We start from the raw sequence: 19,172 nt of genomic DNA on the forward strand, positions 1-19,172 counted from the left end.
TATGTCGGACAAAGTTGACTTCGTCGAAGGTTCGCACGGAATCGCCTTTATCGAAGGACCATCAACAGCGCTCAGTTGGCTGACGATTCTCCCGATCAAGGGGGCTAGCGCCTTCGATCGGATCACAGGACGTCGAGTGATTTGCTCGGTACCTTTTGTTGGAATGGTCTATGGGTTGCTCGCGGCACTCGTGATAGCCACAGGAGTTGCGCTGGGCACCTCCGCGTTGTTGATTGCTGTATTGGCGGTAGTCGCGATGGAATTATTCGGGCGTTTCATGCACCTCGACGGGCTTGGCGACGTCGCCGACGCGCTTGGCAGCTACGCCCAAGGAGAAAAGGCACGGAGCATTCTTTCGGATCCGCACATCGGACTCATCGGCGCAGGTGCGGGATTGCTGTCACTGTTGGCGCAGGTGGCGTCGATAAGCGCACTCATCTCCTCCGAACTCCCCTTCTGGCAGCTCATGCTTGCGGTGATCGCGGGACCGTCGATTGGCAGGCTGGGGGTGCTCTTTGTATGCCACAACCGCTACGCTCCAATGCGCCCGGGCGGATTCGGTGCGCAGATCATTGGGACAGTGCTCACCTGGCATATTGTGGCTTGGTTACTTGGCTATGCCCTGTTGTTTGCGCTGATAGCACTGATCAGCCTGGGCTTAGCCACTGCATTGCTGCTCACGCTAGTGCTGGTAGCGGTCGCTGGCGCGTTGCTCGCCGCACACTGCAATCGCCGCTTCGAAGGGCTCAACGGCGACTGCTGCGGTTTTGTCATTCACCTTTGCACCACCATTGCGTTGGTGTTGCTGGCGATGTAGCGCCTGGCTGCGATGAGTTACACCAGGGTATGCATCCAGCCGTGAGTATCTTCCACGCTGCCACGCTGAATGCCGGTGAGTGCCTCACGTAGCTCCATAGTGATGCTGCCTGTTTTGCCGCCAGAGACTTCAAAGGTGCCTTCCGCTGATTTCACGGTGCCAACCGGTGTCACCACTGCCGCGGTACCACATGCGAAGGCCTCGCTCATCTCTCCGTTTTCCGCGCTCTGGCGCCATTCGGCGGTGGAAATGAGACGCTCATCGGTGCTGTAACCGTGATCGCGTGCTACCTGCAGCAGGGAATCGCGGGTGACTCCCGGCAATAATGAGCCGGATAGCTGCGGGGTAATAACGTGCGCGTCTTCGCCGGAGCCCATGACGAAGAATAGGTTCATGCCCCCCATTTCTTCGATGTACTTGTGCTCGATGGCGTCCAGCCACACCACTTGGTCGCAACCTTTTTCAGCAGCCTGCGCTTGGGCTGCCAATGAAGCCGCATAGTTCCCGGCAAACTTTGCCGCCCCGGTGCCGCCAGGGCAGGCACGCGTGTAGTCCTCGGAAAGCCACACGGACACTGGAGTGATGCCGCCGGAGAAATACGCACCAGCAGGTGAGGCGATCACGCAGTAGGTGTAGCTGGCAGAAGGGTGAACGCCCAGCGTAGTCTCGGTAGCGATCATAAAGGGACGCAGGTAGAGGGCTTCTTCCCCGCCGGCCTTTGGCACCCAAGCCTGATCGATTGCGACGAGTTGTCGCAGGGATTCGATGAAGAGCTCTTCGGGTAGTTCGGGCATAGCGAGGCGTTCGGCTGAGCGCTGCATACGCCGTGCGTTCATCTCGGGACGGAAGGTCTTGATGTGCCCGTCTTTGTGGCGGTAGGCCTTGATGCCTTCGAAGATTGCTTGACCGTAGTGAAGCACCGAGCTTGCGGGATCCAGTTGGAATGGTGCATAAGGACGAACTTGGGCGTTGTGCCAGCCCTCATCTTCATTCCACTCGATGGTCACCATGTGGTCGGTGAAGTGCTTGCCAAAGCCTGGATTGGCCAAAATTTCTTCCAGGCGCTCTTTGGAGGTGGGATTCTCTGTTTTATGGATGCTAAATGAAAGGTCGCTCATAGTATTTCAAGGTACACGTCCCCATGCTCGAGGGCAGTTGATTAGTCTTGAAGAAGTGTGCTGCGAACAACATTCGCAGCCAAGGAAAAAACAACGCGCAACCCAAGGTGATTGATATGACAATTTCGACCAACCTCCCATCCAGCGGAAGCCATACCAGGGCTGAGTTCGCAGAGAAGCTCCCTGATCACAGCCACGCTTTGATCGTCGCGCTGTTTTCTTCGGAGGATTTGCTCGAACTCGCCGGTACCGAAAAGCTGCAGCGCGAGCACTCAGATGCATTGCTGCGCTCATTCCAGGTACTCGGTGCTGAAGGCAAGCATGGACAGCTCACGAGAGTTCCGGCTCCAGAAGGAGTTAGCGCTGATTTCGTGCTTGGTGTGGGACTCGGTGAAGCCGAAGAACTCAACGACGAGCAGCTTCGCCGCGCATGCGGTCAAGCCGCACGCTCGCTTTCCGGAGTGAGCAGCGCCGCGGTCACTTTCGGCAACTTTGGCATGCAGGCAGTGGTCGAGGGCTTTCTCCTCGGCGCTTACAACTTCCGTGGTATCCGCTCCAAAGAATCAGGCAAGACCCCTGTGGGCACTGTCAGTTTCGTGGGTGCGGAGGAAGACCAAAAGGAATTCGAGAGGGGCGTCATCAACGCCGAATCGGTCATGCTTGCCCGAGATCTGGTGAACACCGCCTCCTCCCACCTTTATCCCGAGTCATACGCAGACGAGCTCGTAACACTGGCTGAAACCTATGATCTTGAGGTTGAGGTTCTCGACTATGAGCAACTTCGGCAGAAAGGCTTCGGCGGCATCGTGGCTGTTGGCGGGGGATCAATTCGAAAGCCGCGGCTGGTCCGCCTGCGTTGGTCTCCCGAGCATGCCAAGAAGCGCGTGGCGTTGGTGGGCAAGGGCATCACCTTCGATACCGGCGGCATTTCCATCAAGCCGGGCGCGTCGATGGACGACATGATCTCGGACATGGGCGGTTCTGCAGCGGTGGTTGGCACGATCGTCGGTGCTGCGCGTTTGCAACTGCCCGTCGAGGTCACCGCCACTATCCCCCTGGCTGAGAACATGCCTGGCGGCGGTGCTTACCGCCCAGGCGACGTGATCACCCACTACGGTGGGCTCACCTCCGAGATCCTGAACACCGATGCAGAGGGGCGCTTGGTGCTTGCCGACGCCATCGCGCGCGCATCGGAGGACGAGCCAGATTATCTGATCGAGGTTGCCACCCTTACCGGCGCACAGTTGGTGGCGCTCGGCAGCCGCACAGCAGGTGTCATGGGCTCCGATGACTTCCGCGACTTCATGGCCGATAAAGGCAACGAAGTAGGAGAGAATGCGTGGGCCATGCCAATGCCTGAGGAGATGGGTGAGGCCATCAAGTCGCCCGTGGCGGATCTGCAAAATATTGCCCGAGATCGCTTCGGCGGCATGATGGTGGCTGCCTGGTACCTCAGCAACTTCGTTGGTGAAGGTGTGGAGTGGGTGCACTTCGATATCGCAGGCCCTGCCTATGCTTCCAGCGCCTATGGTTACACCCCCAAACGCGGTACCGGCGCTCCCGTGCGCACCTTCCTAGCTGGGCTTGAGCACCTAGCGCAGTAATCACGCCAGGCCCAGAATCAAGTGCGGGGCGTGGGGCGTGGACAAGCAAGAACGCCTTGACGTCCTGCGCTTGCTTGGTCAAGGTCACATTCGCGCCCAAAACACGGTACTGTCTGAAGATATATACGTTCGATTACGCAAACTTTCGAGGAGTCTTTTCACATGGCGCACTCCGTAGAGATGCCTGAGCTTGGCGAATCCGTCACCGAAGGCACCATCACCCAGTGGCTCAAGTCCGTCGGCGACACTGTCGAGGTCGATGAGCCATTACTTGAGGTATCCACCGACAAGGTCGATACCGAGGTTCCCTCCCCCGTCGCAGGCACCATTTTGGAGATCCGCGCCGAGGAAGACGACACCGTTGACGTTGGTGAAGTGATCGCCATCATTGGCGATGCCGACGAAGCCTCCGATTCCGGCAGCTCCAACGAGAAGGCTGCTGAAGAAAAGCCCGCTGAGGAGCCTACGGAAGAGCCGAAGCAGGAGTCTTCCAGCGCTTCCGGTGAAGCTACCGACGTGGAAATGCCTGAGCTCGGCGAATCCGTCACCGAAGGCACCATCACCCAGTGGCTCAAGTCCGTCGGCGACACCGTCGAGGTCGATGAACCACTGCTCGAGGTATCCACCGACAAGGTCGACACCGAAGTACCTTCCCCGGTTGCAGGCACCATCCTCGAAATCCTCGCCGAAGAAGACGACACCGTCGATGTTGGCGAAGTGATCGTCCGCATCGGCGACGCCTCCGCAGCCAAGAGCGAATCCAAGCCAGAGCCCAAGGAAGACAAGCCTGAAGAAGAGCGCGACGTTCCTTCTGAGGAAGCCATCCAGGAAGCTGAGAACAAGGATCAGAACGACACCGTCGAAGAGGCGAAATCCGCTCAGTCTTCGCCCTCTGACGCCTCCGGTTCCGGTGAAGCTACCGACGTGGAAATGCCTGAGCTCGGCGAATCCGTCACCGAAGGCACCATCACCCAGTGGCTCAAGTCCGTCGGCGACACCGTCGAGGTCGATGAACCACTGCTCGAGGTATCCACCGACAAGGTCGACACCGAAGTACCTTCCCCGGTTGCAGGCACCATCCTCGAAATCCTCGCCGAAGAAGACGACACCGTCGATGTTGGCGAAGTGATCGTCCGCATCGGCGACGCCTCCGCAGCCAAGAGCGAATCCAAGCCAGAGCCCAAGGAAGAGTCCAAGCAAGAAAAAGCTGAGGAGAAGCCCGAGGCGAAGGAAGAGCCAAAGCCTGAGCCCAAGGCTGAGAAGACCGAAAAGACCGAGGAGAAGCCTGCCAAGAAGAACACCGGCAAGGTTCCTTATGTCACCCCACTGGTACGCAAGCTTGCCGACAAGCACGGCGTAGATCTGAACTCCATCGAGGGCACCGGCATCGGCGGCCGAATCCGCAAGCAGGACGTGCTCGCTGCTGCTGAAGGCGGTTCCGCTGAGGAAGCTCCTGCGAAAGAAGCCAAGCAGGAGGCTCCGAAGGGCGAGCGCTCCAACTGGTCCACCAAGTCTGTGGATCCTGCCAAGGCTGAACTGATTGGCACCACCCAGAAGGTCTCTCGTATTCGCGAGATCACTGCCAAGAAGATGGTTGAGGCACTGCAGATCTCCGCACAGCTCACCCACCTTCAAGAGGTAGACGTGACCAAGGTTGCCGAGCTGCGTAAGAACGCAAAGCCTGCCTTCAAGGAGAAGTACGGTCTGAACCTCACCTACTTGCCGTTCTTTGTGAAGGCCGCAGTTGAAGCTTTGGTCAGCCACCCGAACGTCAACGCGTCATACAACGCGGAGACCAAGGAAATGACCTACCACGCGGACGTCAACGTGGCGATCGCTGTGGACACCCCGCGTGGTCTGCTCACCCCGGTGATCCACAAGGCACAGGAGAAGACCTTGCCGGAATTGGCTCAGGCCATTGCTGACCTGGCAGACAAGGCTCGCAACAACAAGCTGAAGCCACAGGATCTCTCGGGCGCTACCTTCACCATCACCAATATTGGTTCCGAAGGTGCATTGTCCGACACCCCGATCCTCGTGCCGCCGCAGGCAGGCATCCTGGGCACCGCTGCTATCCAGAAGCGCCCCGTGGTTGTTACCGAGCACGGCGTAGACGCCATTGCGATCCGCCAGATGTGCTACCTGCCCTTCTCCTACGATCACCAGATCGTAGACGGCGCAGACGCAGGCCGTTTCACCGCAACGATCAAGGATCGTCTGGAAACCGGCGACTTCGAATCGGATCTGAACCTCTAGTTCGATTCGCCGCACAGCCCCCCACCCCGCCACCCCCGCTTCAAGCAAGCAGGTGGCGGGGTGTTTGACATCTCGCGCTGACAACGGACGGCAATCCCGTGAACCAACCCACCCAAACTCCCCTATAATGACGAGGGTCACTACATACACCGTTGTGAGGAGACACTAGGTTCATGGGTTCAACATCCACCACCTCGCCATATCTAGCCCGGCACCTCGGCCCAACAGCCGGTGATCGCAGCGAGATGCTGCAAGGCCTGGGCTTCGATTCTTTTCAGGCGCTCATTGACGCCGCCGTCCCAAACGATATACACGCTGAGACACTAGAGCTTCCCGCGGCGCTGAGCGAAGATCAGGCACTGGATCGCCTGCGCGCATACGCCGCTGAGAATGTGGTGCTCAAACCTTTCTACGGGCAGGGCTTTCATGAAACGTCCACGCCCCCTGTGATCCGGCGCAACGTGCTCGAATCCCCGGCCTGGTACACCGCATACACCCCGTACCAGCCGGAAATTTCCCAGGGCCGCCTCGAAGCGCTCCTGCATTTCCAGAACATGGTCAGCGAGCTCACCGGTCTGCCGGTGGCTGGAGCTTCACTTCTCGACGAGGCCTCGGCCGCCGCCGAAGCCGTGGCACTGATGGCGAGAGTCGGCCGCAAAGGCAACCGCGTAATCCTTGATGAGCGTCTCCACCCTCAGGTGCTCGCCGTTGCCGCAGAGCGCGCCCGTACTCTCGCGCTTGAAGTAGAAATCACCAACGCTTCCGAAGGCTTGGTCGGCGAGGATCTAGTCGGCGTGGTGCTGGCATATCCCGGCACCAAAGGAGACGTCGCGGATATCCGCCAAGCGATTGAGGATATTCACTCCCGAGGTGGCCTCGCCGCCGTGGCCTGTGATCTGCTGGCGCTGCAGTTGCTGGAATCTCCGGGCACTTTGGGAGCGGACGTGGCGTTTGGCTCTTCACAACGCTTCGGGGTGCCGCTATTCTTTGGCGGCCCGCACGCCGCGTTCATGGCCGTGACCGCGAAGCTCACCCGCCAACTGCCCGGCCGCGTGGTTGGCATCGCCCGCGATGCTGAGGGCAACCCCGCGCTGCGTCTTGCACTACAGACTCGCGAGCAACATATTCGCCGTGAGAAGGCCACGAGCAACATCTGCACGGCACAAGCTCTCCTGGCCGTCACCGCCACGATGTATGCCATTTGGCATGGTGCCGATGGGCTCAAGCGGATGGCGCAACGAGTACATGAGCGCGCATGCAGCTTCGCCGCCGCCGTCTCTGGCTCTGTTGAGCTTGCCCAGGAGCACTTCTTTGACACGGTCACGGTTCATACCCCCGGTAGCGCCCAGGCGATCGTGCAAAAGGCAGAAGAAGCTGGCTACCTGCTGCGCGCCATCGGCGAGGACAAGGTCAGCGTGAGCTTTGGCGAATCCGCTTCGGAAGATGACGTGCGCACGCTCGCAGAAGTATTCGGCGTTGCCGCGCAGGATGCCCAGTCAGGTTCCTGCAGCCGCATTCCCGAGGCTCTCCGGCGAGCTAGTGAGACGTTGACCCACCCGGTCTTTTCCTCGATGCATTCTGAAACTCAAATGCTGCGTTATCTGCGCAAGCTTTCAGATCGCGACCTCGCGCTGGATCGCACCATGATCCCGCTCGGTTCCTGCACAATGAAGCTCAATCCCACAGCGGGGCTCGAGCCGATTTCCTGGCCGGGATTCGCCAATGTCCACCCCTTTGCACCTGAGCATCACACCAAGGGCTGGCGTCATTTGATTGAGGAGCTCGAGCAGTGGCTTGAAGCGATCACCGGATACGCGAAAGTTTCGGTGCAGCCGAATGCGGGTTCTCAAGGCGAACTCGCGGGCCTGTTGGCGATTCGTCGCTATCACGTGGCGCGCGGCGAAGACCAGCGTGACGTGGTGCTGATTCCCACCTCTGCACACGGCACCAATGCGGCGTCGGCGAAGCTGGCCAACATGAACGTCGTGGTGGTCAAGAATGATCCCAAGGAAGGATCTATTGATCTGGACGATCTTGATGCCCAGATTGAGAAGGTTGGGGACCGCCTAGCCGGCATCATGATTACATATCCCTCCACGCACGGAGTATTTGAAGCCAGCGTGCGGGAGGTGTGCAAGAAGATTCACGCTCACGGCGGCCAGGTGTATATCGACGGCGCCAACATGAACGCCCTCGCCGGCATTGCCAAGCCAGGTGAGTTCGGCGGCGATGTCTCGCACCTGAATCTGCACAAGACCTTCACCATCCCTCACGGCGGTGGCGGCCCGGGTGTTGGTCCGGTGTGCGTGGCCGAGCACCTCGTGCCTTTCTTGCCTGCCGATCCCTTGAGCACCGATCCTCACTGCCCTGCGCCCGGCGACGCCGGTGTGCCCATTGCATCTGCGCGCTACGGCTCTGCGGGCGTGCTGCCAATTTCTTGGGCTTATATCGCGATGATGGGTGGGCGAGGACTTCGAGACGCCACCGCCCAAGCCATCTTGAACGCCAACTACATTGCCAAAGCGCTGCATGAGGATTTCCCCGTGCTGTACACGGGCCCCGGTGGTTTGGTGGCGCATGAGTGCATTCTGGATCTGCGCGCGCTCACCGACGCTACTGGTGTGACCGCCACCGATGTAGCCAAGCGCCTGATCGACTTCGGCTTCCATGCGCCCACTTTGTCCTTCCCCGTGGCGGGCACACTGATGGTGGAGCCAACTGAGTCCGAGGACGTAGCCGAGCTGAATCGCTTCATCGAAGCCATGCACACCATCCGTAAGGAGATTGCGCAGATTGAGCAGGGCAACACCGACTACGAGGAATCCATGCTGCGCCACGCGCCATTTACGGCTGAGATTGCTTGCAGCGATGAATGGCCTTATGCCTTCAGCCGTAGCGAAGCTGTGTACCCGGTAGACACGCTGCGCGAAGCCAAGTATTTCCCGCCGGTTCGCCGCCTGGACGAGGCCTATGGCGACCGTAACTTCTGCTGCACTGGATAGGAGCGAACAATGAGCGAACTTTTGCAGTCACCTTTACATGAAATTCACGAGGAGCTCGGCGCCAGCTTCACCCCTTTCGGCGCGTGGAATATGCCGCTGAAATACGGCTCCGAACTCGCCGAACACCGCGCTGTACGTGAGTCCTGTGGCATCTTTGATCTCTCACACATGGGCGAGGTTCGTGTCACCGGCCCGGACGCCGCCGCGTTCCTTGACTTTGCTCTGGTCTCTCAGCTTTCTGCGCTGAAGGTTGGCAAGGCGAAGTATTCGATGATCGTCAATTACGACGGTGGCATCATCGATGATTTGATTAGCTATCGTCTTGGTGAGGAAGAATTCCTGGTCGTCCCGAACGCGGGTAACGCCGAAACCGTCTTCAAGGAATTTCAGCAGCGTTCGAAAGATTTCGATGTTGAGCTTGTCGACGAATCCCGTTCCACAGCCCTGATCGCCGTGCAAGGTCCGAACTCTGCCGCATTAGTGGAGGCCCTTGTTCAGCCCGAGGACGCAGAGAAGGTGCAGGAACTCAGCTACTACGCTGCAATTCCGCTCGTGGTTGCTGGCCACCGCGCGCTGCTGGCGCGCACCGGCTACACAGGTGAGGACGGTTTCGAGCTCTACATCCCTAATGAGGAGGCCGCTGATTTGTGGCGAGCCATCTCCACCATGGGCGAGGACTTCGGCCTCACCCCCTGCGGCTTGGCAGCTCGTGATTCGCTTCGCTTGGAGGCAGGAATGCCGCTCTACGGCAATGAGCTCAGCCTGCAACGCACGCCGGCCGATGCGGGCCTGAGGGTGCTGGTGAGCAAGAAGAAGGAAGGCGACTTCGTGGGAAAGGATGCCATGCTGGGCGCCGCGGAACCACAGCAGCTTCTGGTGGGACTGAGCTCCGAGCAACGCCGCGCCGCCCGCCACGGGGCAGCGCTCTTTGTCGGCGATCAGCAGGTGGGCGAGGTCACCTCCGGGCAGCCATCTCCAACCTTGGGCCACCCCATCGCATTGGCGTACGTGGATCGCGAGCACACAGCCGAGGGCACCCAGCTTGAAGCTGATGTGCGCGGCAAGCGTTTGCCCTTCAGGGTGGCGGCGCTGCCCTTTTATAGGCGCGCTAAGTAAGCGCTGGCGTGGGAACGTCGAAAAGCTTGAAAGAACTGAAAGGAAAAGAACATGTCCAACTTGCCAGAAGCATTCTCATATTCCGAGGATCACGAGTGGATCAACGCCGCCGCCGATGAGGTCGTGGGCCAAACCGTGCGCGTGGGAATCACCTCCGTTGCCGCCGATCGCCTAGGCGAAGTGGTGTTCGCTGAACTACCAGAGGTCGGCGACACCGTAGAAGCAGGCGAGACCTGTGGTGAAGTGGAATCCACGAAGTCCGTCTCTGACCTCTACTCCCCCGTCACCGGAACCGTGACCGCCGTCAACGACGCTGTTCACGACGACTATGCTGTGGTCAATAACGACCCCTTCGGTGAAGGCTGGCTGTTCGAAGTCGAGGTGGAGTCCGTGGGCGAGCTGATGAGCGCCGATGAGTACGCTGAGGCCAATGGCGTGAGCTAACACTGGCGGACACAGAACTTCAGGGCGTCGCATTGATATGCGGCGCCTTTTGTGTTGGGAGTAGCCTTGTTGCCCATGACAGCCCCGCGCGAACCGTTCTTCCCGGCCCACAAATCAATTCGAGCCTCCAAAGAGCCCATTGAGGTGCGATGCTTGGGCACCATAGATTATCAGCAGGCCTTCGATATGCAGACCGAACTGGCGGCGCAGCGAGCCCGTGAAGAAATTGGCGATGTGGTGCTCGTGCTTGAACACCCCAACGTGTACACCGCCGGCAAACGTACACAACCAGAAGATCGTCCCACCAATGGGCTGCCAGTGATCGACGTGAATCGTGGCGGGCGGATTACTTGGCATGGTGAGGGGCAGCTGGTGATCTATCCAATTATCCGCTTGGCGGAGCCCGTGGACGTGGTGGATTATGTGCGGCGTTTGGAGGAGGCGTTGATTCAGACGGTTCGCCAAGCCGGAATCAGCACCGCCGGACGCATTGATGGCCGTTCCGGGGTATGGGTGCCCGGCACGAATGGCGGGCAGCACCGCAAGGTGGCGGCGCTAGGCATCCGTATTACTCGTGGCGTGACGATGCACGGACTGGCATTGAACTGCAATAACACTTTGGAGTTCTATGAACACATCATTCCCTGCGGCATCGACGATGCAGGTGTGACCACCATGAGCCAAGAACTTAGGCGTGAGGTGAGCACCGAGGACATGACGCAGCCACTCGTGACTGAGGTCAGGCGAGCTCTCGCCGGAGAACTTGTGGTGGCGGATCACACATTCGATATTGCTCCCGATCCCACGAAAGGGCTCAAGCGCAAGTCAAGGGGCACTTCGGCAGGTTCTTCTACAGACGAGTAGGGTACGTGGGGTGACTACTGCACCCGAAGGACGCAAACTGTTAAGAGTTGAGGCTCGCAACTCTCAAACTCCCATCGAGAGCAAGCCTCGCTGGATTCGTACCGCGGTGAAAACCGGGCCCGAGTATCAGGACATGAAGAAGAAGGTTTCTGGTGCCAGCCTGCACACCGTGTGCCAGGAGGCCGGTTGCCCCAATATCCACGAATGCTGGGAATCCCGCGAAGCCACCTTCCTCATCGGCGGCGCCAATTGCTCACGACGCTGCGATTTCTGCCAGATCAATTCCGCCAAGCCGGAGCCACTGGACCGCGACGAGCCACGCCGCGTTGCTGAATCGGTGCGCGAGATGCAGCTCAACTACTCCACTATCACCGGCGTGACCCGCGACGACCTCGAAGACGAAGGCGCTTGGCTCTACGCGGAAGTGGTGCGCCAGATCCACGCGCTCAACCCGAACACCGGCGTGGAAAACCTCGTGCCGGACTTCTCTGGCAAGCCCGAGCTGCTGGAGCAGGTATTTGAATCGCGCCCCGAAGTGTTCGCGCACAACGTGGAGACGGTGCCTCGCATCTTCAAGAGAATCCGCCCCGCCTTCCGCTATGAGCGTTCCCTCGATGTAATCCGCCAAGCTCGTGATTATGGTTTGGTAACCAAGTCCAACCTGATTCTGGGTATGGGTGAGACTGTGGAAGAAATCCGGGAGGCGCTGTGTGATCTCCACGACGCTGGCTGCGACATAATCACCATCACCCAGTACCTGCGCCCCGGCCCGATGTACCATCCGATCGACCGATGGGTGAAGCCTGAGGAGTTCATCGAGCACGCCGACTACGCCCGCGAAATCGGTTTTGGCGCCGTGATGTCTGGCCCCTTGGTGCGTTCTTCCTACCGCGCAGGCAAGCTCTACGCGGAGGCTCTGGAGTCCCGTGGCGAACAACTCCCCGAGCACCTGAGCCACCTCGCGCAAACCGCACACGGATCGACTGCGCAGGAAGCCACCACGCTGCTAAAGAAGTACGGTGCCTCCGAGGACACCCCGGTGACGTCCTCGCGCGCCAATTCCTAATCCCACCTGCGGAGCTTGTAAGGTTATTCAACATGGCAGATTCGAAGAATCAGGATTTCAAGGAAGCCAAGAAGGCTCAGAAGCGGGCGAAGCGCGAGCAGCGCAAGAACACCCGTAAGCAAATCTGGCAGGCATTCCAGATGCAGCGCAAGCAGGACAAGGCCCTTGTGCCGATCATGCTTGCGGCGTTTTTGGGCATGGGATTGCTGTTCTTCCTCCTTGGTTCTTGGTGGGGCGGCCAGTGGATCATGCTCATCGTGGGCTTGAGCTTTGGTGCAGCGCTTGCCATGTGGCTGTTTAGCCGCCGTCTGCAAAACAGTGTGTACGACCGCGCCGATGGCCAAACTGGTGCCGCTGGTTGGGCTCTGGAGAATCTCCGCTCCGGTATGGGCATTGCCTGGCGTACGAAGACTGCCGTGGCGATGACCCGCCAGATGGATGTCCTGCACCGCGTTGTGGGTGTGTCCGGCGTGGTACTGGTCGGCGAAGGCAACCCCAATCACCTGAAGAATTTGGTAAACCAACAAAAGCGCCGCATTGAAAAGCTGGTGCCCGGCGTGCCGGTTGAGGTTGTAACGGTTGGTTCCGAGAAGGATCAGGTACCTCTGAAGAACCTGCAGCGCCACTTGATGAAGATGCCCAAGCGCTACAAGAAGGATGAGGTGTATCAGATCGCTGGTCGCCTGGAGGCTATGGACGCGGTGAATTCCGGTCAGCCGCTTCCCAAGGGGCCGTTGCCCGGTGGCGGCAAGATGTCCGGCATGAATCGCGCTGCTCGCCGCGCCGCTGAGCGCAACAAGAAGGGCTAGCCCTCCTCCCGCCTTAGGGCGGGATTTTTTGGCTTTTCGACGCCCCGCACCCGCCCTGCTGGCGCATTAGCCAAAGACGACAGCGGTGCCGGTGGCTCGGTCGTGGATACCACGACCGTCGGCGTCGACAAGCACTGCGGGGAAGATGAAAAGGGTGAAGAAGGTGCGAGCGAAGGCGCGAAGGAAGTTGACGCGCTCGTTGGCGTCAACGCGAGCGACCCCCATGCCGAGCACCGCTTGACCTGGGGTGCGGGCAAAAAGCCAGACGGAGAGCACCCCGATGATGAGGTAGATCATGGGGGTGACGGTGGAGACGCCGCCGAGCGCGCTGGTGAGGGTCACGACGCCGTTGGCGAGGATGAGACATAGAAACCAATCGATGAACACGCCGCCGGTGCGTCGCATGACCGAGGCAAGTGCTCCGGGCCCGGATTTGGGCAAGCCTAGGTGCTCTCCGGGCCAGCGTGCTGGGCGTTCGCCGTCGAATTGCGCGGGGATTTGGGGGCCATCGAGCCAGCTACGTTTGGGGGTTCCTGCGCCTTTGCGGGGCTTTTTTTCAGAGCTATTCATAGGCCTTCACCTTAATAGTTTGGTTAGGATAGTGGTGAGTGCGCCTCAGAAGTTCTACGAATTTTGGTCAGGCTATAGAAAAGTGATTACACTCGTTGCTGTACCCACACCGGGCACAGCACAACGCAACCGACCCCGGCACCGGCCCGTGGTTATTAGGAGACATCGTGGCATTTCAATCCGCTGACGACGTTCTGAAGTTCATCAAGGACGAAGAAGTCGAATTCATCGATATCCGATTCACGGACGTTCCCGGCATCGAGCAGCATTTCTCGATCCCCGCGAATATCCTCGACGAAGACGCCATTGAAGAAGGCCTCGCCTTCGACGGCTCTTCCGTTCGCGGCTTCACCACCATTGACGAATCCGACATGAACCTGCTGCCGGACCTCGCCACCGCTAAGATCGACCCCTTCCGCAAGTCCAAGACGCTGAACATGAAGTTCTTCGTCCACGACCCCTTCACCCGCGAGCCCTTCTCCCGCGATCCGCGCAACGTGGCACGCAAGGCAGAGGAATACCTGGCATCCACCGGCATCGCCGACACCTGCTTCTTCGGTGCCGAGGCTGAGTTCTACCTCTTTGACAAGGTTCGCTACGCCACCGACGCACACGCCGGATTCTACGAGGTTGACTCAGACGAAGGCTGGTGGAACCGCGGCAAAGACACCAAGCTCGACGGCACCCCCAACCTTGGTTACAAAACTCGCCTCAAGGGCGGTTACTTCCCGGTCCCCCCATACGATCAGACCCTTGAGCTTCGCGACGAAATGACGCGCAATCTCATGCAGTGCGGGTTCGAGATCGAGCGTTTCCACCACGAGGTGGGCACCGGCGGCCAGCAGGAAATCAACTACAAGTTCAATACCCTCCTGCACGCTGCTGACGACCTACAGTCCTTCAAGTACATCATCAAGAACACCGCCGTGCAGCACGGCAAATCCGTCACCTTCATGCCGAAGCCACTGGCCGGCGACAACGGCTCGGGCATGCACGCCCACCAGTCGCTGTGGAAGGACGGCAAGCCACTGTTCCACGACGAGGCCGGTTACGCAGGACTTTCCGATATCGCCCGCTACTACATCGGCGGCATCCTGCACCACGCAGGCGCAGTGCTGGCGTTCACCAACCCGACGCTGAACTCCTACCACCGTCTGGTTCCCGGCTTCGAGGCCCCGATCAACCTGGTGTACTCGCAGCGCAACCGCTCCGCAGCCGTGCGTATCCCGATCACAGGCTCCAACCCGAAGGCCAAGCGCATCGAATTCCGTGCGCCGGACCCATCGGGCAACCCCTACTTTGGTTTCGCTGCCATGATGCTCGCCGGCCTCGACGGCATCAAGAACCGCATCGAGCCGCATGCCCCCGTGGACAAGGATCTCTACGAACTGCCCCCGGAGGAAGCCGCTTCCATCCCGCAGGCACCCACCTCCTTGGTGGAGTCGCTCAAGGCTCTGGAAGAGGATCACGAGTTCCTCACCGACAACGACGTGTTCACCGAGGATCTCATTGACACCTACATCAAGCTGAAGTACGACAACGAGATCACCCCGGTTCGCCTGCGCCCCACCCCGCAGGAGTTCGAGCTGTACTACGACTGCTAATCACCACCCCGTTATGGCGGCAAGCACGACGCTTGCCGCCTTTCGGCTTTCCTGAAGGGAGTAACCCGCCCCGAGGATCAAGCCGATGGCGCTCAACCTCACACTGAGGCCGCGTCCGCGAAATCCCCGATCTTCATCAGCTTGTATTCCTTCACCAAACGGATGCATGGTCGCAAGCCGAACAGCACCGAGCCGATCACGAACAACCAAGTTCCGGCTACCATCGTCGAATCGCTGAAAAAGAAGAAGGAGCCAACCAAAAACGTGAGGGCAGCGATCACATCGACAATGGTATAGGCAAGCTCATAGATAGCCGCCACTTCAATATGTTCCTTGGATTTGAGGGCATTGCGGGGATCGAAAAATCTTGACATGCCCGAAGTTTATCCCGCGCCATGCTCGAACCCCGCACCTTGAGAGCCCGGCAGGACCATCCGAGTAGGGGCGATATCAGGGGCAGGATTTAGGCTCCGGACGAACAAAGCGGTACATTTTTGCATCGAACTGATAACAAAATGGAATCCCACTGCGCTATCAGTCAAGGGGTCTGCGCCCGCAGGCAACCTACCCTGACCGTTTTTCAAGGATGAAAGATGACGCAATTATGACCACTGCAGCGACACACGCGGCCAAGGAGCCGCAGCAGCCAGTAGCTAATCCGAATGTTTCCACCACTCCCCCGAGCCGAGAAACCGTGGGCAGCTTCACCATGAAGGTGCTCAACGGCATTTCCATTGCCGTGGTGGTGGCACTTGTTCCTCAGGCGTTGCTTGGCGAGTTGCTCAAAGCCCTTGTCCCCTCCTACCCGTCGCTGCAGCAGTTCCTCGCGCTCATCGCACTGTCAGCTTCCATGCTGCCCGCGATCATCGGCTTCCTCGTGGGCATGCAGTTCAAACTGAACCCCATCCAAAACGCCACGGTTGCTGTAGCCGCCGTCTTGGGTTCAGGTGTGGCGAAGGTGGATCCAGACGGTGGCTTCCACCTTCAGGGCACCGGTTTGGTGATTAACGCCGGTGTCACCGCCGCCATCGCCGTGTTGCTCGCCAAGTACATTGGGCCGAAGCTTGGCCAGTACATTGTGTTGTTCCTGCCCATGATCGTGGTGGTGGTTGCAGGCGGCATCGGCTGGTTGGTCACCTATCCTGTAGTCAACGTGTTCAGCCGCTGGCTTGGCCAGGTCATCGTGGGTGCCACAGATCTTCAGCCGATTTTGATGGGCGCCATCATGGCGATGGTGTTTGCCTTCCTCATCCTGAGCCCAATTTCCACGGTGGGAATCGCCACGGCGATCTTCCTCGCCGGTGTTGCTTCTGGTACCGCGAACCTGGGTTGTGTCTGCGCATCCTTCGGCGTGTGTGTTGCCGGTTGGCGCGCGAATCCTGTGGCCGCGTCCCTGTTGCCCGTGATTGGCTCACCAAAGGTACACATGGCCAATATCATGGGTCGCCCGCTGAACTTCCTTCCCATCTTGTGCACCTCGGCTATCGTGGGCGCAATCGGCGGCTGGCTGGGTATCTCCGGCACGCCGATTTCTGCGGGCTTCGGTATCTCCGGCCTGGTGGGGCCAGTCACCGCGCTCAACGCAGAGGGCTGGGGTTGGACCTTCGGAAACGTGCTGATCATCATCGGCATCTTCATTGTGGTGCCCTTGCTGCTCTCCATCGTGTTCGTACGACTCTTCGAGCGCGCGGGCATCATCCGCCCGGATCATTACCGCCTCGACTTCGTCTAAGACCACTGCCCCGCTTTCTGAGCGGGGCTTTTTAGTCATCCCCGTGCGGCGGCTTGCCCTGCAGCACCCTGGCCACAGATCGAAGAAGCACGGGAAGATCCATCTTCTTGGTATGCACTTGCAGGAGAACAAGCTTGTCGACGTCCCCTTGTGCCTGCTGCAGCGCCGAACGCAGTTCCGCAGGCGTGCTGGCCTCCAGGGCGCGGTAATTTTCCGCATTGCCGCCGAAGACTTCCGGAAGTTTCGCCCAGTCGTAGGCGACAATGTCGTTGTAGCCGCGTTCAGGTCCATGGATGGCGCGCTCCACGGTATAGCCGTTGTTGTTGATCAACACGATGATCGGATTGACCTTCTCGCGCAGCATCGTTCCGATCTCTTGGACCGTCAGTTGCGCGGAACCGTCACCAATGAGCAGCACCGCGCGATCTTCTGGGCGCGCAATCGCCACACCCAGTGCAGCGGGCAAGGTATAACCGATCGAGCCCCACATGGGTTGGCCGATGAAGAAAGCATCCTTGGGCAAACGTTCCGTGGCGATGCCGAAAAAGGCTGTGCCCTGATCTGCCAGCACGGATTGACCCGGTTTGATGTATTCAGCAACGATGCCCCATAGATCATCTTGTCGAATGGGTTCGTCTTCAGCACCGTTGTATGCGCGTTCCGGGAGCGTTTTTGAGTCTAGGCCCCTCCACGGGTGCTGTTCGGCCAGCTCTGTGAGCACATCGATAGCATCTGCCATGCGCAGCGGAGAGAACGCTCGCTCACCGACGAAGCTGACGCCGGGGGTGACGTCGATAAGCTTTTGCGGATCAAGGTTTTGAGTAAAGCCTGCTGAGGTGGTGTCGTTTAATAGCACTCCAACGCATACCACCACCTCGGCGTCCTCTACGCACTCCCGGACATGGGGCTGAGATGCCGCACCAGCGTAGATACCAGCGAAGCGGGCGGAGGACTCGTCTACAAGCGATTTTCCCCACGCCAGGGTGCTCAACGGTACGCCCTCGGTGGCAGCCACGAGGCGGTCGAAATGATCGCGAGCCTTGAGGCGATGGACCAACAGATCCGCCAAAATGCTCACACGCTTGCCGTCGAGCATTTCCGCAGCGGCTTCGCGGAATGCCGCAACCGCTCCTGGAGATGAATGGCTTTCGAGCCCTTGAAGCGGGTCCGCCGGGCGATACACCTCTTGCGCGGCAATGTCAGGCGCCAACAAGAGATAACCGGGGCGGGAATGCTGGACGACCTCCCGCAGCACGCGGTCAATCTCGGCGGGCGCATTTTGCGGCGTAATCACGGCACTGGCGACGGTGACGTGCTTATGCATCTGATGGAAGTGGTCAAAGTCGCCGTCACCGAGCGAATGGTGCAAGCGCTGGTGTTCGCTTTGCATGGACGCCTTCGGCGCGCCCACGATGTGAAGCACCGGTGCGTACTCGGCGAAAGAGCCAGCGATGCCGTTGATGGCAGACAGCTCACCCACGCCATAGGTGGTGACCAACGCGCCGATGCCCTTGGCGCGAGCATAAGCGTCGGCTGCATAGGCAGCATTGAGCTCATTGGCGTTGCCCACCCACTGCAACTGTGGGTGATCGTCTGCTACGTCCAAGAAGGGCATGTTGTAGTCGCCGGGCACCCCGAAAACGTGCTCGCATCCGAGCTCCGCTAAACGGTCAAAGAGGTAATGGGCGATGGTATACGTTGGCGTTTCGCTCAAGGTGCAGCCTTCCTTTCCAAGTGCGTCTCACTGCTAGGTGTTAGTGAATGACATTGCCATTGTAGTGCAGATCACACATTTTGTGAAGGGGTCCTGCTCGACCTGGGAAAGCAAAAGTCTCTAATACGCAACTTCGCGCATTAGAGACTCGGTGCTATGTGGAGTGCGACTTACTTGTCGTCACCCTTGAAGGCGCCGATGACCTTGTCAGCAGCTTCCTTCACCTTGTCGCCAACATTCTCGGCAGCTTCCTTAACGTCGGACTTCACCTGGTCAGCCTTGCCCTCGTTCTTGAGGTCATCGTTACCGGTAGCGTCGCCGAAGCCTTCCTTCACCTTGCCGCCGAGGTCTTCTGCCTTGTTCTCGAAATCGCTCATGAGAGCCTCCTAAAAGTTGTTTGTATATTCACTTCAACGTGGGCGCTTTCACACTCACGCCGTTGATCACCAACCATAG

16 protein-coding genes are annotated in these 19,172 nt (G+C 59.3%); 11 read left to right on the forward strand and 5 right to left on the reverse strand.

The window, feature by feature from the left end:
• The first annotated feature begins 1 nt into the window (after nucleotide 1).
• Nucleotides 2-817, forward strand: a complete 816-nt coding sequence (locus CGERO_RS07425) for an adenosylcobinamide-GDP ribazoletransferase (RefSeq protein ID WP_123934683.1) — start codon at nucleotides 2-4, stop codon at nucleotides 815-817.
• Nucleotides 818-834: 17 nt separating this feature from the next.
• Here the strand turns inward: CGERO_RS07425 and CGERO_RS07430 are convergent, their stop codons facing one another.
• The gene (locus CGERO_RS07430; protein ID WP_123934685.1) at nucleotides 835-1,935 is read right to left on the reverse strand and encodes a branched-chain amino acid aminotransferase; all 1,101 of its coding nucleotides are present in this window, start codon (nucleotides 1,933-1,935) and stop codon (nucleotides 835-837) included.
• 116 nt (nucleotides 1,936-2,051) lie between these two features.
• Here CGERO_RS07430 and CGERO_RS07435 point away from each other — a divergent pair, with 116 nt between their 5' ends.
• From CGERO_RS07435 to CGERO_RS07470, 8 genes are all read left to right on the forward strand, one after another.
• Nucleotides 2,052-3,539 carry a leucyl aminopeptidase gene (locus tag CGERO_RS07435; RefSeq protein ID WP_123934687.1) on the forward strand — a complete coding sequence of 496 codons (1,488 nt, stop codon included), beginning with the start codon at nucleotides 2,052-2,054 and terminating at the stop codon, nucleotides 3,537-3,539.
• Between the two features lie 162 nt (nucleotides 3,540-3,701).
• Complete coding sequence (gene sucB, locus CGERO_RS07440) at nucleotides 3,702-5,795, forward strand: 2-oxoglutarate dehydrogenase, E2 component, dihydrolipoamide succinyltransferase (RefSeq protein ID WP_123934688.1); 2,094 nt, start codon at nucleotides 3,702-3,704, stop codon at nucleotides 5,793-5,795.
• 173 nt (nucleotides 5,796-5,968) lie between these two features.
• The gene (gene gcvP, locus CGERO_RS07445) at nucleotides 5,969-8,797 is read left to right on the forward strand and encodes an aminomethyl-transferring glycine dehydrogenase (protein WP_123934690.1); all 2,829 of its coding nucleotides are present in this window, start codon (nucleotides 5,969-5,971) and stop codon (nucleotides 8,795-8,797) included.
• 9 nt (nucleotides 8,798-8,806) lie between these two features.
• Nucleotides 8,807-9,913, forward strand: coding sequence for a glycine cleavage system aminomethyltransferase GcvT (gene gcvT, locus CGERO_RS07450; protein WP_123934692.1), 1,107 nt, complete (start codon nucleotides 8,807-8,809; stop codon nucleotides 9,911-9,913).
• Nucleotides 9,914-9,964: 51 nt separating this feature from the next.
• Complete coding sequence (gene gcvH / locus CGERO_RS07455) at nucleotides 9,965-10,357, forward strand: glycine cleavage system protein GcvH (protein ID WP_123934694.1); 393 nt, start codon at nucleotides 9,965-9,967, stop codon at nucleotides 10,355-10,357.
• Between the two features lie 75 nt (nucleotides 10,358-10,432).
• The gene (gene lipB, locus CGERO_RS07460; protein ID WP_123934696.1) at nucleotides 10,433-11,221 is read left to right on the forward strand and encodes a lipoyl(octanoyl) transferase LipB; all 789 of its coding nucleotides are present in this window, start codon (nucleotides 10,433-10,435) and stop codon (nucleotides 11,219-11,221) included.
• A gap of 10 nt (nucleotides 11,222-11,231) precedes the next feature.
• Entirely contained in the window at nucleotides 11,232-12,287 is a 1,056-nt protein-coding gene (lipA, locus tag CGERO_RS07465; protein WP_123934698.1) for a lipoyl synthase, read from the forward strand.
• A gap of 32 nt (nucleotides 12,288-12,319) precedes the next feature.
• On the forward strand, nucleotides 12,320-13,096 hold the full coding sequence (locus CGERO_RS07470; RefSeq protein WP_123934700.1) for a DUF4191 domain-containing protein: 777 nt from the start codon (nucleotides 12,320-12,322) through the stop codon (nucleotides 13,094-13,096).
• A gap of 66 nt (nucleotides 13,097-13,162) precedes the next feature.
• Here the strand turns inward: CGERO_RS07470 and CGERO_RS07475 are convergent, their stop codons facing one another.
• Nucleotides 13,163-13,666 carry an RDD family protein gene (locus CGERO_RS07475; protein ID WP_123934702.1) on the reverse strand — a complete coding sequence of 168 codons (504 nt, stop codon included), beginning with the start codon at nucleotides 13,664-13,666 and terminating at the stop codon, nucleotides 13,163-13,165.
• A gap of 167 nt (nucleotides 13,667-13,833) precedes the next feature.
• Between CGERO_RS07475 and glnA the strand changes: the two genes are divergently transcribed.
• The gene (gene glnA / locus CGERO_RS07480; protein WP_123934704.1) at nucleotides 13,834-15,270 is read left to right on the forward strand and encodes a type I glutamate--ammonia ligase; all 1,437 of its coding nucleotides are present in this window, start codon (nucleotides 13,834-13,836) and stop codon (nucleotides 15,268-15,270) included.
• A gap of 98 nt (nucleotides 15,271-15,368) precedes the next feature.
• Here glnA and CGERO_RS07485 read toward each other — a convergent pair whose 3' ends face one another.
• Nucleotides 15,369-15,644, reverse strand: a complete 276-nt coding sequence (locus CGERO_RS07485; RefSeq protein ID WP_123934706.1) for a YrhK family protein — start codon at nucleotides 15,642-15,644, stop codon at nucleotides 15,369-15,371.
• Between the two features lie 335 nt (nucleotides 15,645-15,979).
• On the opposite strand from CGERO_RS07485, the gene CGERO_RS07490 reads away from it, so the two are divergent.
• Entirely contained in the window at nucleotides 15,980-17,002 is a 1,023-nt protein-coding gene (locus CGERO_RS07490) for a PTS sugar transporter subunit IIC (protein ID WP_123936046.1), read from the forward strand.
• Nucleotides 17,003-17,033: 31 nt separating this feature from the next.
• Here CGERO_RS07490 and CGERO_RS07495 read toward each other — a convergent pair whose 3' ends face one another.
• The gene (locus tag CGERO_RS07495; RefSeq protein ID WP_123934707.1) at nucleotides 17,034-18,716 is read right to left on the reverse strand and encodes an alpha-keto acid decarboxylase family protein; all 1,683 of its coding nucleotides are present in this window, start codon (nucleotides 18,714-18,716) and stop codon (nucleotides 17,034-17,036) included.
• 170 nt (nucleotides 18,717-18,886) lie between these two features.
• Nucleotides 18,887-19,093: a CsbD family protein gene (locus CGERO_RS07500; RefSeq protein WP_123934709.1), complete on the reverse strand. Its 207-nt coding sequence runs from the start codon at nucleotides 19,091-19,093 to the stop codon at nucleotides 18,887-18,889.
• Nucleotides 19,094-19,172 lie beyond the last annotated feature (79 nt).

It is taken from the genome of Corynebacterium gerontici (genome assembly GCF_003813985.1).
Classification (GTDB): Bacteria; Actinomycetota; Actinomycetes; order Mycobacteriales; family Mycobacteriaceae; genus Corynebacterium; species Corynebacterium gerontici.

What these genes read in the sequence shown, in the direction of transcription:
- CGERO_RS07425 (WP_123934683.1), top strand. Translation starts at nt 2, where the DNA reads ATGTCGGACAAAGTTGACTTCGTCGAAGGTTCGCACGGAATCGCCTTT.
- CGERO_RS07430 (WP_123934685.1), bottom strand. Translation starts at nt 1,935, where the DNA reads ATGAGCGACCTTTCATTTAGCATCCATAAAACAGAGAATCCCACCTCC.
- CGERO_RS07435 (WP_123934687.1), top strand. Translation starts at nt 2,052, where the DNA reads ATGACAATTTCGACCAACCTCCCATCCAGCGGAAGCCATACCAGGGCT.
- sucB (WP_123934688.1), top strand. Translation starts at nt 3,702, where the DNA reads ATGGCGCACTCCGTAGAGATGCCTGAGCTTGGCGAATCCGTCACCGAA.
- gcvP (WP_123934690.1), top strand. Translation starts at nt 5,969, where the DNA reads ATGGGTTCAACATCCACCACCTCGCCATATCTAGCCCGGCACCTCGGC.
- gcvT (WP_123934692.1), top strand. Translation starts at nt 8,807, where the DNA reads ATGAGCGAACTTTTGCAGTCACCTTTACATGAAATTCACGAGGAGCTC.
- gcvH (WP_123934694.1), top strand. Translation starts at nt 9,965, where the DNA reads ATGTCCAACTTGCCAGAAGCATTCTCATATTCCGAGGATCACGAGTGG.
- lipB (WP_123934696.1), top strand. Translation starts at nt 10,433, where the DNA reads ATGACAGCCCCGCGCGAACCGTTCTTCCCGGCCCACAAATCAATTCGA.
- CGERO_RS07470 (WP_123934700.1), top strand. Translation starts at nt 12,320, where the DNA reads ATGGCAGATTCGAAGAATCAGGATTTCAAGGAAGCCAAGAAGGCTCAG.
- CGERO_RS07475 (WP_123934702.1), bottom strand. Translation starts at nt 13,666, where the DNA reads ATGAATAGCTCTGAAAAAAAGCCCCGCAAAGGCGCAGGAACCCCCAAA.
- CGERO_RS07485 (WP_123934706.1), bottom strand. Translation starts at nt 15,644, where the DNA reads ATGTCAAGATTTTTCGATCCCCGCAATGCCCTCAAATCCAAGGAACAT.
- CGERO_RS07490 (WP_123936046.1), top strand. Translation starts at nt 15,980, where the DNA reads ATGAAGGTGCTCAACGGCATTTCCATTGCCGTGGTGGTGGCACTTGTT.
- CGERO_RS07500 (WP_123934709.1), bottom strand. Translation starts at nt 19,093, where the DNA reads ATGAGCGATTTCGAGAACAAGGCAGAAGACCTCGGCGGCAAGGTGAAG.